A 13765-nucleotide genomic window follows, 5' to 3' on the forward strand; every position below is an offset into this window, starting at 1 on the left:
TCTGTCAGGGCCGGGATGCACACTTGTAAAATTGACAGAACAGCCTGAAACCAAAGGAGAACAACCATGTCACAACATGCATTCGGCGCGATGAGCGAAGTCGTTGCCTTTCTGATGGAGATCGACAAGCTCAAGCTGGTTGAGCGCCGGACGAAGATTATCGGCCATGGTCGCCAGGAGAACTCCGCTGAGCATAGCTGGCATTTTGCCGTTGCGGCGATGAGCCTCGCCCCTTTCGCACCCGCGGAGGTTGATATTTCGCGAGTCGTACAAATGGCATTGTTGCACGACATCGTGGAGATCGATGTCGGCGATGTCCTGGTTTACGATTTGGCGGCGCGGGAGGCGATTGCCGAAAAAGAAGCCGTGGCCGCAGCGCGCCTGTTCGGCCTGTTGCCAGAGCCGCAGCGCGGTGAGTTACTGAGCCTGTGGCTGGAGTACGAAGCGGGAATATCAGCGGATGCCCGCTTTGCTGGCGCGCTGGATCGTATTCTGCCGATTCTGCAAAATCTGCATAATGAAGGGCAAAGCTGGCGTGAAAATAATATCTCTCTCGAGCAGGTACTGACCCGCAATGCGCTGGTGGGCGAAAGCTGGCCGGAATTATGGCAACATGTGCAAAGCCATTTATATACCGCACAGGAAAAAGGCTGGCTGCGTTAAACGCCTCCGGTTGGTTCACGATCCTAATCTCAGGAAGATGTACGATGTTTACTCATGCAGCAATCGCCGCGCTTAACGGCCTGGAAATGATGGTCTACAACTATGTCATTAAAAATCGTGACAAAGTGATGTACATGACCATCCGCGAACTGGCCGACGGCGCGGGCGTTTCCACGACCACCGTGCTGCGCTTTTGCCGCAAGCTCAACTGCGAAGGTTATTCCGAGTTTCGCGTGCGCTTTAAATTATATCTTGAGCAAAATGATGAGCAGCTGGTTAATTTTGGCCCCAGCGAAATTATCAGCTTTTTTAAAAGCACCAACAATGAAGAATTTGATAAGTTAATCGACAGCGCCGTTGATATTATCTGTTCATCCGAACGAATTATATTTGTTGGCGCAGGAACATCCGGTGCATTAGCAAAATATGGCGCACGCTTTTTCTCCAACGTCGGTAAATTCAGTAACCACATTGACGATCCTTATTTCCCGGTCACCAACGATATGGCGAAAAATGCCCTGGCGATCGTGCTGTCCGTTTCCGGTGAAACGGAGGAGATCCTGCGTTTTGCCAGCCAGTTCAGCCTGCACAACTGCAAGGTGCTCTCCATCACCAGCCACGAGAACTCATCCCTGGCTAAGCTTGCGGATTTTAATCTCTCCTGGCATATCCCCCTGACCCGCGTGGGCGGCGTTTACGACATTACAACGCAAATCCCCGTCATTTATATTTTAGAAACCATTGGCCGCAAGCTGGCGAAAAAAATGGTGTAAAAAAACAGCCTGTTTTTTCGATGTGACAAATCACAAAAGCCGTGATTTGTTATATCGTGACAATTAAATCTCGTTTGCTAGACTCCAGAGCAGAACTTATTAACGCCCTGCCATTTTGTGATGCATCGCACAATATTTGCGGCACCGACAGCGAGATTAAAAAACATGAAAAAACTGACCTTACCAAAAGACTTTTTATGGGGCGGCGCGGTTGCGGCTCACCAGGTTGAAGGCGGCTGGAACAAAGGCGGCAAAGGGCCAAGCATCTGCGACGTACTCACCGGCGGCGCCCATGGCGTTCCGCGTGAAATCACCCAGGAAGTGGTGCCGGGCAAGTATTATCCAAATCACGAGGCTATCGATTTCCACGGCCGCTATAAAGAAGATATTGCCCTGTTTGCCGAGATGGGCTTCAAATGCTTCCGTACCTCCATTGCCTGGACGCGCATTTTCCCGAACGGTGACGAACAGCAGCCAAACGAAGAGGGGCTGAAGTTCTACGACGATATGTTCGACGAGCTGCTGAAGTACAATATCGAGCCGGTGATCACCCTCTCCCACTTCGAAATGCCTCACCATCTGGTCACCGAATACGGCGGCTGGACCAGCCGTAAAGTCGTGGATTTCTTCGTGCGCTTCGCTGAAGTAGTGTTTGAACGCTACAAAAACAAAGTGAAGTACTGGATGACCTTCAACGAGATCAACAACCAGCGTAACTGGCGCGCGCCGCTGTTCGGCTACTGCTGCTCCGGCGTGGTTTATACCGAACACGACAACCCGGAAGAGGTCATGTACCAGGTGCTGCACCACCAGTTTGTTGCCAGCGCGATGGCGGTAAAAATTGGTCACCGCATCAACCCGCAGATGCAAATCGGCTGCATGCTGGCGATGGTGCCGCTCTATCCGTTCTCCTGTAAGCCGGAAGACCAGATGTTTGCCCAGGAATCAATGCGCGAGCGCTATGTCTTTACCGACGTGCAGCTACGCGGCTACTACCCGTCCTACGTGCTGAACGAGTGGGAGCGCCGCGAGTTCAATATCAGGATGGAACCTGGCGACGAAGAGATCCTGCGTGAAGGCGTGTGTGATTACCTCGGCTTCAGCTACTACATGACCAACGCCGTGAAGGCGGAAGGCGGCACGGGCGACGCGCTCTCCGGCTTCCAGGGCAGCGTCCCTAACCCACACGTCAAAGCCTCCGACTGGGGCTGGCAGATTGACCCGGTTGGCCTGCGCTACGCCCTGTGCGAGCTGTACGAACGTTATCAGAAGCCGCTGTTTATCGTTGAAAATGGCTTCGGCGCGTACGACAAAGTGGAAGAAGACGGTTCAATCAATGACGATTACCGCATCGATTACCTGAAGGCGCACGTGGCTGAGCTGATGAAAGCAGTGACCTACGACGGCGTGGATCTAATGGGCTACACCCCGTGGGGCTGCATTGACTGCGTCTCTTTCACCACCGGACAGTACAGCAAGCGCTACGGTTTTATCTACGTGAACAAGCATGACGACGGTACCGGGGATATGTCCCGCTCCCGTAAGAAAAGCTTCAACTGGTACAAAGAAGTTATCGCCAGCAACGGCGAAAACCTCTGATTTAAAGGGCGCTTCGGCGCCCTTCGTATTTTCTGCATCGGCAAAACCTATCTTAACGATAGGCGCCCCCGCGCTTTCTCTTTGATTAGACGCAACTAACCCAGCTCCATCCTTACCCATGATAAAGCCACAAAAATGCTGTGGCTTACGGGTCGCCCCGACTCGTTTTTTATCTCTGGAAAGGATGACGTAATGAGAACAACAACGAAGCTGCTTGCGGCTGCCGCCTGTGTCGGCATCGTCGGCTATTTTGCTCTGGTGGGCTACGTGCATCACCACGATACGGAGCGCTCCGCCCTCCCCGCAACGGCAAAAAATCTTTCGCCCCTGAACGCCAGCATGCTTGGCATCCTCAATGAAAAAGGCTGTGACTACTGCCATACTCCTGCGGCTAAACTGCCCTTTTACGCCACTTTCCCCATAGCGAAACAGCTGATGGAGTATGACATCCAGCACGGCTATAAATCCTTCAATCTGACCGGCGTTCGCGAAAGTCTGCTTGATAACAGCGCCGCGCCGCAAAGCGATCTCAATAAAATCGAATGGGTGATGGAGCACCAGACGATGCCGCCTACACGCTATACCGCGCTGCACTGGTCGGGCCATATGAGCGAGCAGGAACGCGGTAAGGTGCTCGAATGGATTAAAGCCCAGCGCCTGGAACATTATGCCTCTGAGGATATGGCAGAGAATCGCCGTAACGAGCCGGTTCAGCCGATTCCGCGCTCGCTGCCGGTGGACGGTAAGAAGGTCGCGCTGGGGATGCGCCTCTACCACGATCCGCGTCTGTCCGGGGATAACTCAATTTCCTGCGCGCACTGCCACCAGCTCGGCGCGGGCGGCGTGGACGGACGCAAAACCTCGCAGGGCGTGGGAGGGGCGACTGGACCAATCAATGCCCCAACCGTTTATAACGCGACCTTTAACATTGTGCAGTTCTGGGATGGACGTGCCGCCGATCTTCAGGCTCAGGCCGGTGGCCCACCGCTTAACCCAATTGAGATGGCCTCAAAGTCCTGGGACGAAATCACGGATAAGCTGAAGCAGGATCCGATTCTGACCCGCGACTTCACCGCAGTTTATCCGCAGGGATTCTCCGGCTCTTCAATTACCGACGCGATTGCCGAGTTTGAAAAAACGCTGATCACTCCCGATGCCCCGTTCGATAAGTATCTGCGCGGCGATGACAGCGCGCTGACCGGGCAGCAGAAGCATGGCTATGCGCTGTTTAAAGAGAATAAATGCGCTACCTGCCACGGCGGAAAAATTCTGGGCGGTCGCTCCTTCGAGCCGCTGGGGCTGAAAAAAGACTTTGGCTTTGGGGAGATCACCGCCGCCGATATCGGCCGCATGAACGTCACCAATGACGTCCGTGACCGCCTGCGCCAGAAAGTGCCGACGCTGCGCAACGTTGCGTTGACCGCGCCGTACTTCCACCGTGGGGATATCAAAACGCTCGATGAGGCGGTCAAAGAGATGCTGAAATATCAGGTTGGTACGTCGCTGCCGCAGCAGGATGTGGATGATATCGTGGCATTTTTACATACCCTGAACGGGGTTTATACGCCGTATTCAGACAAGTAAACTTAACGCGTCCCGTTTGCTCTGCCTGAACAAACGGGATTTTTTAAACCGGCAGAGCGAAGCGGAAGCAGGCACCGCGCTCTGCTTGTTCCACCAGCGTGATGTCCGTGCCGTGAAGCTGCAGCATCTGGCGGACGATCATCAGCCCTAATCCTCCGACCCGCAGCCGCGACTGGCTGGCAATGGAAGGCCGGACGAACAGCCCCTCTTTCAGCTCCTGCGGCACGCCCGGCCCGTCGTCGCTGACCTGCACCATCACTCTGTCGTCTTCTTTCCACAGTCGGACAGCAACCGTGCCGTGCTCCGGCGCATGGCGGATGGCGTTATCAAGAAGATTAGTCAGCACCCGTTCGATCATCCCCAGATCGGCGTCGATCAGCGGCAATCCCGGCTGAATATCTGCCAGCAGCTGCTGATGGCGGGTTTGCGCCGCCAGCTCAAATTTCTGAAAGACATCCTGCAACAGCTCGCACAAAGAGAAGTGCTCTTTCTGCGGTTTCACCACGCCATACTCCAGACGCGCCAGTTCAAACAGCGACTGCGCCAGGGTTCCCACCTTCTGGCTCTGCGCGAGGGCTATTTCCAGATAGTGCTTTTTATCCGCTTCGGAGAGCGTGGCGGACATGACGGAGAGGCTTTCCAGGTAGCCGTGCAGCGAGGTCAGCGGGGTGCGAAGGTCGTGGGAAATATTGGCGATAAACTCCCGGCGCAGCTGATCCTGGTGGGACAGGCGGTGCCACTGTTCGGCGATACGCCTCGCCATGCCAATGACCCCCTGACGCAGCAGGTTAATTTCGTCCCCCTCTTTTTCTTTGTGTAAAGGAAGAGCCGCCATGGCCTGCATCTCTTTCATGCCGCCCATTTCCAGGGCATGCACCTGACGGGATAGATCGCGCAGCGGACGGGTTATCCAACGGAACGCCAGCCCACCAACAATCAGCCCGAGAAGCGCAACCAGGCTTATGGAAATCAGTACGATTTTGAGCAGCGTGTTATAGCGGGCGTCATCGATCAGGGCGCTGTAATTTTCACCCAGCAGCACCACATAGAGGTAGCCTTTAAGGTGCCCGTCCTGGCGCATCGGGGCCACGCTGAATACTTTCCTGCCATCAGCGCTGCGCGGATCGTCCCCAAAAACGGGAAACTTATGTCCGGCCAACGCGGCCTCAATGGGAGCCAGATCGACTCGCTGACGCTTTATATGACCTTCCGGAGCGGCATCGCCAATAATATGGCCTTCTTTATCAAGAACGTATACCTCAACGCTTGGGTTTACCGCCATCAGATGTTCGAACAGCGTCCGCACCGAGTCATTGTTCAGCCCGTCGTCGTTGAGCAGCGGGTAGCTGTCATTGATGTGCTGCGCCAGGTTGCTGGAAAGCTGCTGGATAACGGCCTGGCTGTATTGCGTGCTGGTTCGCACCTGCATCCAGCCCAGCAGCGCGCAGGAGCTGAGGAGCAACAGGGCAAAAACCAGCGTCAGACGCCGGGAAAGGGAAAGTTTTCGCATGGTTTACTCGCGTGGCTGAGCGGTGAATTTGTAGCCTTTACCCCAGACGGTGCGGATAAAATTCGGTTCCGCCGGGTTTTCTTCAATCTTGATGCGCAGGCGGTTGATGTGCGTGTTAACGGTGTGCTCGTAGCCTTCATGTTCGTAGCCCCAGACCTGATTGAGCAGGTTAAGGCGTGAGAACACCTGGTCCGGGTGTCTGGCAAAGAAATACAGCAGGTCGAATTCCCGTGGCGTCAGCTCCAGCGACTGGTGGTTTAGCTGCACGTCGCGGGCCAGCGGATCGATAGTTAATGGGCCAAAAGCGAGGGTTCCGGCATCCAGCCGCAGGTTCTGGCTCATCGCTTCCTGACGGCGAAAGAGTGCCTTAACGCGCGCCACCAGCTCAAGCATGGAAAACGGCTTGGCGAGATAGTCATCCGCCCCCAGCTCCAGCCCCAGCACCCGGTGCGTTTCACTGGAGCGGGCGCTGATCATGATGATTGGCGTATAGCGGGTCATGGTTCTGGCGAAGCGGCAAATCTCGAGGCCGTCGACGCCCGGCAGCATCAGGTCCAGAATTAACGCATCCCACCCGCCCTGCTTGAGTTTTTCCATGCCTATATTCCCGTCTGCGGCGTGGGTTATCGCAAACCCCTCCTCCCGCAGGTGTAACTGCAAAAGCTCGGCAATATTTTCATCGTCTTCCACGATAAGCAGCTTTTTTTCCTGACTCACTTCTTTACCCCCACACGCGCACATTGTGAAAGTTTACACAACTTGCAGCAGAGAAGTTGTCACATTTTATTTAACTTTGCGTGAGGCATTGGGGAATAAATTTGGCCAATACTGGCTTCATCGAATCAACAGGAAGCAGCGCGATGAACAGGAAAATATTTCACCACACGTCGAAAGTTGTTCATCCCCTGTGGCTGCGGCTGTGCCACTGGCTGAATGCCCTGGCTATGCTGATTATGGTCACCAGCGGCTGGCGAATATATAACGCCTCTCCGCTTTTTAATTTTCATTTTATGAATGAGTTAACGTTAGGCGGCTGGCTGGGAGGCGCGCTGCAATGGCATTTCGCCGGTATGTGGCTGTTTGGCATTAACGGCTTATTTTATCTTTTAATGAATTCGTTCAGCGGCCGCTTCAAACGGAAATACTGGCCGCTGTCGCCAAAAGAATTTATTAAAGATTTGCTGGCGGCCCTGCGTGGAAAATTATCCCATGCGGATCTCAGCCATTACAACATGGTGCAAAAAGCCGCTTATTTATTCGTGATGATAGATAGCATCGTCCTGGTATTGTCAGGCCTGGTTATCTGGAAATCCGTTCAGTTTCCACTTTTAAGAGAATTATTGGGTGGCTATGACACCGCGCGCTTTATTCACTTCTATGCAATGAGCGCCATGGTCGGCTTTGTTGTCATCCACATCGTGATGGTTGCGTTAGTCCCGCGCACATTACTTGCCATGATTCGCGGACGTTAAGGAAACGATCATGAGTGATGAAAAAGAGATCCTGAAAGAGGCGCAGCAGCAGATTAATAAACAGCTCTCAACGGAAGGCCGACGCCGTTTTTTAAAGCAGGGGCTGACGCTGGGTGGGCTGGTGATGCTTACGGGCTGCGACATTAGCGACAGCCAGCAGGTCGAAACAACGCTGGGTTCGATTTCTCGTTTTAACGACCGCGTGCAGGCCTGGCTGTTTAACAGCAACGACCTGGCACCCGTCTATCCGGAATCGATGATGACCAGGCCCTTCCCGTTTAACGCCTTTTATAGCGAAGACGAGGCGCCGGATATCAACGGGGACGATTACCGCCTGGAAATTGCCGGGATGGTGGCGGACAAACGCCCATGGACGCTGCCACAGCTGTATCAGATGGCGCAGGTCAGCCAGGTGACACGACACATCTGCGTGGAAGGCTGGAGCGCGATTGGCAAATGGGGCGGCGTACCGTTTTCTTTATTCCTGAAGGGGATTGGCGCTGACCTGAATGCAAAATATGTCAGTTTTAAATGTGCGGATAATTATTACACCAGCATTGATATGGCTACGGCACTGCATCCACAAACGATTATCGCTTTAACCTACGACGGCAAAATTCTGCCGCGTAAATATGGCTATCCGATGAAATTAAGGATGCCCACAAAGTTAGGCTACAAGAACCCGAAGCATATTCAGGTTATTGAAGTCACTAATCGCTACCCCGGCGGTTACTGGGAAGACCAGGGCTATAACTGGTTCGGCGGTAGCTAATGTAATCTCTCGACCCTCACGTAAGAAATAAGGAAATACCGATGAAAAAATTCTATGCAATGATGATGTGTTCCGCTCTGGCATTAGGTATGGCTGGCGCAAGCGCCGCGGATAGCATGACCAAAGACAGTATGTCGAAGGACAATATGGGCATGTCCCACGACTGCGGAAAAGACGGCATGAAAAAAGACTGCATGTCGAAGGATTCAATGTCGAAAGACGGTATGCACAAAGACGGCATGAGCAAAGATTCCATGTCGAAAGACGGTATGAGCAAGGACTCAATGTCTAAAGACTCTATGTCGAAAGACGATATGAAGAAGAACTAACAGTTTTGCAGTCTGGATAACTCCCCGTAGGCTCTGACATGGTTATCCAGGCTGCTTTTTTATTTCCCGCCCGCCTCGCGAATGGTATTCACCACCTCGTCTGCGGCCTGCTTATTGCGCTGGTAATTAACGACAACCTTATAGCCTGTTTCTGCCAGCAGGATGGCGGTGGCTCTGCCAATCCCCCGGCTGCCGCCGGTGACTAATGCTACTGCCATATCCCCTCCCCGCTAAACAATTTTGTTGGATGACGCTCTGCTTCTCCAATCTACAAAACCTCGCGTCATCCCATAAGGCTACTAATATTCGCTCATCGGCACGCAGGAGCAGAACAGGTTACGGTCGCCGTAAACGTCATCGAGACGCTTCACGGTCGGCCAGTACTTGTTGCTGTGGCCTGCCGGGAAGACGGCCAGCTCGCGGGTGTACGGATGCGCCCAGTCAGCAACGATTTCGTCCTGCGTGTGCGGTGCGTTAACCAGCGGGTTATCTTCCAGCGGCCATTCCCCACGCGCTACGCGGTCGATTTCGGTGCGGATGGTCAGCATCGCGTCGATGAAGCGGTCCAGCTCCAGCTTGCTCTCTGATTCCGTTGGTTCAACCATCAGCGTACCCGCGACCGGGAAGGACATGGTCGGCGCGTGGAAGCCAAAGTCGATCAGACGCTTGGCGATATCCAGCTCGCTGATGCCGGTCTCTTCTTTCAGCGGACGGATATCCAGAATACATTCGTGCGCCACGCGGCCGTTCGCCCCGGTATAAAGCACCGGGAAGGCAGACTGCAGGCGGCTGGCAATGTAGTTGGCGTTCAGGATTGCGACCTGGCTCGCCTTCTTCAGCCCTTCTGCACCCATCATGCGGATGTACATCCAGCTGATCGGCAGAATCGAGGCGCTGCCGAACGGTGCCGCAGAAACCGCGCCCTGCTGGGTCAGCATCTCTTCGATCTGCACCACGCTGTGGCCCGGTACAAACGGTGCCAGGTGCGCTTTCACGCCGATTGGCCCCATGCCCGGACCGCCGCCGCCGTGTGGGATACAGAAGGTTTTGTGCAGGTTGAGGTGCGAAACGTCCGCGCCGATAAAGCCCGGCGAGGTGATGCCCACCTGCGCATTCATGTTCGCGCCGTCCAGATAAACCTGGCCGCCGTACTGATGAACGATCTGGCAGACTTCGCGGATCGTCTCTTCATATACGCCGTGGGTGGACGGGTAGGTCACCATGATACAGGAGAGCGCATCGCCCGCCTGCTCTGCCTTCGCGCGCAGATCCTGCAGATCGATGTTGCCCTGCCTGTCGCAGGCCACGACGATAACATCCATGCCAGCCATTTGCGCTGACGCCGGGTTGGTGCCGTGCGCAGAGCTCGGGATCAGGCAAAGGTTACGGCCCGCTTCGTTGCGGCTTTCGTGATAACGACGGATAGCCAACAGGCCCGCGTATTCGCCTTGTGCGCCAGAGTTTGGCTGCATGCAGAGCGCGTCATAGCCGGTCAGCTTCACCAGCCAGTCGGACAGCTGGGCGATCATCTGGTGGTAGCCTTCCGCCTGGTTTGCCGGGCAGAACGGGTGCAGTTCAGCGAATTCAGGCCAGGTGATAGGGATCATTTCCGCCGCGGCGTTCAGCTTCATGGTGCAGGAGCCGAGGGGGATCATCGCCTGGTTCAGCGCCAGATCTTTGCGCTCCAGGGAGTGCATATAGCGCATCATCTCGGTTTCGCTGTGGTAGCGATTAAACACCGGATGGGTCAGGATTTCGTCCTCGCGCAGCATCGCTGCCGGGATCGAGAGGCTGTCGCCCGCAACGTCCTGGTCCAGCTTGTCGATATCCAGACCATGGTTATCGCCCAGCAGCACGGTGAACAGCGCCTGCACGTCTTCACGGGTGGTCGCTTCATCGAGCGTAATGCCTACCGCGTTCAGGATATCGCTGCGCAGGTTAATCTCGTGCGCTTCAGCACGCGCCAGCACCGCAGCTTTGTCAGCCACTTCCACGCACAGCGTGTCGAACCAGTGCTTATGGCGCAGCGTGAGCCCGCCTTTTTGCAGGCCTGCGGCCAGAATATCGGTCAGACGGTGGATGCGGCCAGCAATGCGTTTCAGGCCAGCCGGACCGTGGAAGACGGCATACAGGCTGGCAATGTTCGCCAGCAGGACCTGAGAAGTACAAATGTTGGAGTTCGCTTTCTCACGGCGGATGTGCTGCTCGCGAGTCTGCATCGCCATGCGCAGCGCGGTGCGGCCCGCAGCATCGCGGGATACGCCGATAATACGGCCAGGCATGGAACGTTTGAATTCATCGCGGGCGGCGAAGAAGGCTGCATGTGGGCCACCGTAGCCCATCGGCACGCCGAAGCGTTGTGCGGAGCCAAACACGATGTCCGCGCCCTGCTTGCCCGGGGCGGTTAGCAGCACCAGCGACATAAAGTCTGCGGCTACGCTCACCACAACCTTGCGCTGTTTCAGTTCCAGGATCAGCGCGCTGTAGTCATGCACTTCGCCAGTGGTGCCAACCTGCTGCAGCAGCACGCCGAAGACGTCCTGATGATCCAGCACTTTTGCCGCATCATCGACAATGACTTCAAAGCCGAACGTTTCCGCGCGGGTGCGAACCACGTCCAGCGTCTGCGGATGGATATCGGCCGCGACAAAGAAACGGTTGGCATTCTTTAACTTGCTGACGCGCTTTGCCATCGCCATGGCTTCTGCGGCGGCGGTAGCTTCATCCAGCAGGGAGGCGGAGGCGATGTCCAGCCCGGTCAGGTCCAGCGTCACCTGCTGGTAGTTCAGCAGTGCTTCCAGACGGCCCTGAGAGACTTCCGGCTGGTACGGCGTGTAGGCGGTGTACCAGCCTGGGTTTTCAAGCATGTTACGCAGGATCACCGGCGGCGTTTGCACCGCGGTATAACCCATTCCGATATACGTTTTGAAGCGCTTATTGCGGCTGGCAATGGCTTTCAGCTCCGCCAGCGCGGCGTATTCAGTGGCGGCTTCGCCAACCTGCGGCGGCTGGGCGAGCTGAATATCGGCCGGAACAATTGTGGAGATAAGATCGTTTAACGAGCTCGCGCCCACGGCTTCCAGCATCTCGTGCTGTTGCTGCGCGGAGGGGCCAATGTGACGGTCGATAAACGCTTCGTGATTCTCTAGGCTACGTAAGGACTGGGTCATGAGCGGTGATTCCTGAAACATGCGGAACTTTAGCGGTGGATGGCGCTGCGCTTATCCACCCTACAAAACCAGATTGGGTGATAAATCGTAGGGCGGGTAAGCTTTGCGTCACCCGCCGAATTTTTTACTCGTCTAACAGCGCTTCGTACGCCGCAGCGTCCAGCAGGCCGTCCAGCTCGGACTCGTCGCTGGCTTTGATTTTGAAGATCCAGCCGCCTGCGTACGGCTCGCTGTTCACCAGCTCCGGGGTCCCTTCCAGCTCGCTGTTCACGGCGATGATTTCACCGCTGATTGGCGCGTAGATGTCGGACGCAGCTTTTACGGATTCAGCCACGGCGCAGTCGTCGCCGGTGCTGACCGTAGAGCCCACTTCCGGCAGGTCCACGAAAACCATATCGCCCAGCAGTTCCTGCGCGTGTTCGGTAATCCCGACGGTGTAAGAGCCATCGGCTTCTTTACGCAGCCATTCATGTTCTTTGCTGTATTTCAGTTCGTTAGGCACATTGCTCATTATTCTTACCCTCTATCAAGATTTACTGCGCGACGGGTTTTCCGGCGCGAACAAAAACAGGTTTAGTGACTTTTACCGGCATTTCACGGTTGCGGATCTGCACGATGGCCGTATCGCCAATGCCCGCCGGAACGCGCGCCAGCGCAATGCTGTAGCCAAGCGTCGGCGAAAATGTCCCGCTGGTGATGATCCCTTCGCAAACGTTGCCGGACTCGTCGGTAAAATGAACCGGCAGCTCATTACGCAGCACGCCCTTTTCGGTCATGATCAGGCCAACCAGCTTGTCGGTGCCTTTTTCGCGCTGCGCTTCAAGGGCTTCACGGCCAATGAAATCACGGTCGGCAGGCTCCCAGGCAATGGTCCAGCCCATGTTTGCTTCAAGCGGGGAGATCCCCTCGTCCATCTCCTGGCCGTACAGGTTCATACCCGCTTCCAGACGCAGCGTATCGCGCGCGCCCAGGCCGCATGGCTTGACGCCCGCTTCCACCAGGTGCGCCCAGAACTCTGCGGCCTTCTCGTTTGGCATCGCAATTTCATAGCCCGCTTCACCGGTATAGCCGGTGGTGGCGATAAACAAATCGCCCGTCTGCACGCCAAAGAACGGCTTCATTCCCTCCACCGCTTTGCGCTGCTCTTCGCTGAAGAGCTTTGCCGCTTTAGCCTGGGCGTTTGGCCCCTGCACGGCAATCAGGGAAAGGTCGTCTCGCACGGTGACTTCAACGGCGTACGGCTCGGCATGCTGGGTGATCCACTCAAGGTCTTTTTCGCGGGTCGCGGAGTTCACCACCAGGCGGAAATAGTCTTCGGTGAGAAAATAGATAATCAGATCGTCGATAACGCCACCGGAGGCGGTCAGCATCCCGGTGTAGAGGGCTTTGCCCGGCTGGGTCAGTTTGGCGACGTCGTTGGCGACTAAATAGCGCAGGAATTCGCGGGTGCGGCTGCCGTGTAAATCGACGATGGTCATATGGGAAACATCGAACATGCCCGCATCGGTACGTACCGCGTGGTGCTCGTCAATCTGCGAGCCGTAGTGCAGCGGCATCATCCAGCCATGGAAGTCCACCATGCGCGCGCCGCAGAGATTGTGCTGTTCAAATAAAGGGGTCTGTTGAGCCATCTTTTCCTCTTTAACCATCTGGTTTGCACGGCGCTTTTACGCCCTGCCGTCCGTCAGACGTAACCCGGCATCACCGCCGTTAAAGGCGCGACGCAAACGTTACCTTATCGCCTGAACTTACCACTGATATGCCCCGTAAACCATAAGGGGAAACCGGTCATTGCATTAGCTTATGACCAAAACAGGCGAAGCAGCATGCAGAGTATTCAACTGGAAAAATGCGAGGCAGTACGCATAAACCGGAAGTGTTTTCGAAGGAATT

12 protein-coding genes and 1 pseudogene are annotated in these 13765 nt (G+C 55.5%); 7 read left to right on the top strand and 6 right to left on the bottom strand.

Annotated elements, in window-relative coordinates; genetic code table 11:
* Positions 1 to 66: 66 nt before the first annotated feature.
* From AAE045_RS01145 to AAE045_RS01160, 4 genes are all read left to right on the top strand, one after another.
* A complete protein-coding gene (locus tag AAE045_RS01145; RefSeq protein ID WP_455546116.1) occupies positions 67 to 663 on the top strand; it encodes an HD domain-containing protein in 597 nt (198 codons plus the stop codon).
* A gap of 44 nt (positions 664 to 707) precedes the next feature.
* Positions 708 to 1436, top strand: a complete 729-nt coding sequence (locus AAE045_RS01150) for a MurR/RpiR family transcriptional regulator (RefSeq protein ID WP_455546117.1) — start codon at positions 708 to 710, stop codon at positions 1434 to 1436.
* 165 nt (positions 1437 to 1601) lie between these two features.
* Positions 1602 to 3035 (top strand): 6-phospho-beta-glucosidase, encoded by a 1434-nt coding sequence (locus AAE045_RS01155; RefSeq protein WP_455546118.1) that lies wholly within the window; start codon positions 1602 to 1604, stop codon positions 3033 to 3035.
* Between the two features lie 192 nt (positions 3036 to 3227).
* Entirely contained in the window at positions 3228 to 4619 is a 1392-nt protein-coding gene (locus AAE045_RS01160) for a cytochrome-c peroxidase (protein ID WP_455546119.1), read from the top strand.
* 43 nt (positions 4620 to 4662) lie between these two features.
* Here AAE045_RS01160 and AAE045_RS01165 read toward each other — a convergent pair whose 3' ends face one another.
* Together AAE045_RS01165 and AAE045_RS01170 are read right to left on the bottom strand one after the other, a co-directional pair.
* Positions 4663 to 6129, bottom strand: coding sequence for a sensor histidine kinase (locus AAE045_RS01165; RefSeq protein WP_455546120.1), 1467 nt, complete (start codon positions 6127 to 6129; stop codon positions 4663 to 4665).
* A gap of 3 nt (positions 6130 to 6132) precedes the next feature.
* Positions 6133 to 6846, bottom strand: coding sequence for a response regulator transcription factor (locus AAE045_RS01170; RefSeq protein ID WP_455546121.1), 714 nt, complete (start codon positions 6844 to 6846; stop codon positions 6133 to 6135).
* A gap of 143 nt (positions 6847 to 6989) precedes the next feature.
* On the opposite strand from AAE045_RS01170, the gene AAE045_RS01175 reads away from it, so the two are divergent.
* From AAE045_RS01175 to AAE045_RS01185, 3 genes are read left to right on the top strand one after another with little or no spacing between them, the layout of a single operon-like run.
* Complete coding sequence (locus tag AAE045_RS01175) at positions 6990 to 7601, top strand: cytochrome b/b6 domain-containing protein (RefSeq protein WP_455546122.1); 612 nt, start codon at positions 6990 to 6992, stop codon at positions 7599 to 7601.
* A gap of 10 nt (positions 7602 to 7611) precedes the next feature.
* On the top strand, positions 7612 to 8373 hold the full coding sequence (locus AAE045_RS01180; RefSeq protein WP_455546123.1) for a molybdopterin-dependent oxidoreductase: 762 nt from the start codon (positions 7612 to 7614) through the stop codon (positions 8371 to 8373).
* A 41-nt stretch (positions 8374 to 8414) separates the two neighbouring features.
* Complete coding sequence (locus AAE045_RS01185) at positions 8415 to 8702, top strand: pentapeptide MXKDX repeat protein (protein WP_455546124.1); 288 nt, start codon at positions 8415 to 8417, stop codon at positions 8700 to 8702.
* 62 nt (positions 8703 to 8764) lie between these two features.
* On the opposite strand, the pseudogene AAE045_RS01190 reads toward AAE045_RS01185, so the two are convergent.
* The 4 genes and pseudogenes from AAE045_RS01190 to gcvT form a co-directional block, all read right to left on the bottom strand.
* Positions 8765 to 8920: pseudogene (locus AAE045_RS01190) on the bottom strand (SDR family NAD(P)-dependent oxidoreductase); the annotation flags it as partial.
* A gap of 81 nt (positions 8921 to 9001) precedes the next feature.
* A complete protein-coding gene (gene gcvP / locus AAE045_RS01195) occupies positions 9002 to 11872 on the bottom strand; it encodes an aminomethyl-transferring glycine dehydrogenase (protein WP_455546125.1) in 2871 nt (956 codons plus the stop codon).
* A 124-nt stretch (positions 11873 to 11996) separates the two neighbouring features.
* Positions 11997 to 12383: a glycine cleavage system protein GcvH gene (gcvH, locus tag AAE045_RS01200; protein ID WP_455546126.1), complete on the bottom strand. Its 387-nt coding sequence runs from the start codon at positions 12381 to 12383 to the stop codon at positions 11997 to 11999.
* Positions 12384 to 12405: 22 nt separating this feature from the next.
* Positions 12406 to 13503, bottom strand: coding sequence for a glycine cleavage system aminomethyltransferase GcvT (gene gcvT / locus AAE045_RS01205; protein WP_455546127.1), 1098 nt, complete (start codon positions 13501 to 13503; stop codon positions 12406 to 12408).
* Positions 13504 to 13765: the final 262 nt, after the last annotated feature.

Source organism: Dryocola clanedunensis (genome assembly GCF_038405435.1).
Taxonomy (GTDB): domain Bacteria; phylum Pseudomonadota; class Gammaproteobacteria; order Enterobacterales; family Enterobacteriaceae; genus Dryocola; species Dryocola clanedunensis_A.

Coding starts and splice junctions, on each gene's coding strand:
- AAE045_RS01145 (WP_455546116.1), top strand. CDS start 67: ATGTCACAACATGCATTCGGCGCGATGAGCGAAGTCGTTGCCTTTCTG.
- AAE045_RS01150 (WP_455546117.1), top strand. CDS start 708: ATGTTTACTCATGCAGCAATCGCCGCGCTTAACGGCCTGGAAATGATG.
- AAE045_RS01155 (WP_455546118.1), top strand. CDS start 1,602: ATGAAAAAACTGACCTTACCAAAAGACTTTTTATGGGGCGGCGCGGTT.
- AAE045_RS01160 (WP_455546119.1), top strand. CDS start 3,228: ATGAGAACAACAACGAAGCTGCTTGCGGCTGCCGCCTGTGTCGGCATC.
- AAE045_RS01165 (WP_455546120.1), bottom strand. CDS start 6,129: ATGCGAAAACTTTCCCTTTCCCGGCGTCTGACGCTGGTTTTTGCCCTG.
- AAE045_RS01175 (WP_455546122.1), top strand. CDS start 6,990: ATGAACAGGAAAATATTTCACCACACGTCGAAAGTTGTTCATCCCCTG.
- AAE045_RS01180 (WP_455546123.1), top strand. CDS start 7,612: ATGAGTGATGAAAAAGAGATCCTGAAAGAGGCGCAGCAGCAGATTAAT.
- AAE045_RS01185 (WP_455546124.1), top strand. CDS start 8,415: ATGAAAAAATTCTATGCAATGATGATGTGTTCCGCTCTGGCATTAGGT.
- gcvP (WP_455546125.1), bottom strand. CDS start 11,872: ATGACCCAGTCCTTACGTAGCCTAGAGAATCACGAAGCGTTTATCGAC.
- gcvH (WP_455546126.1), bottom strand. CDS start 12,383: ATGAGCAATGTGCCTAACGAACTGAAATACAGCAAAGAACATGAATGG.
- gcvT (WP_455546127.1), bottom strand. CDS start 13,503: ATGGCTCAACAGACCCCTTTATTTGAACAGCACAATCTCTGCGGCGCG.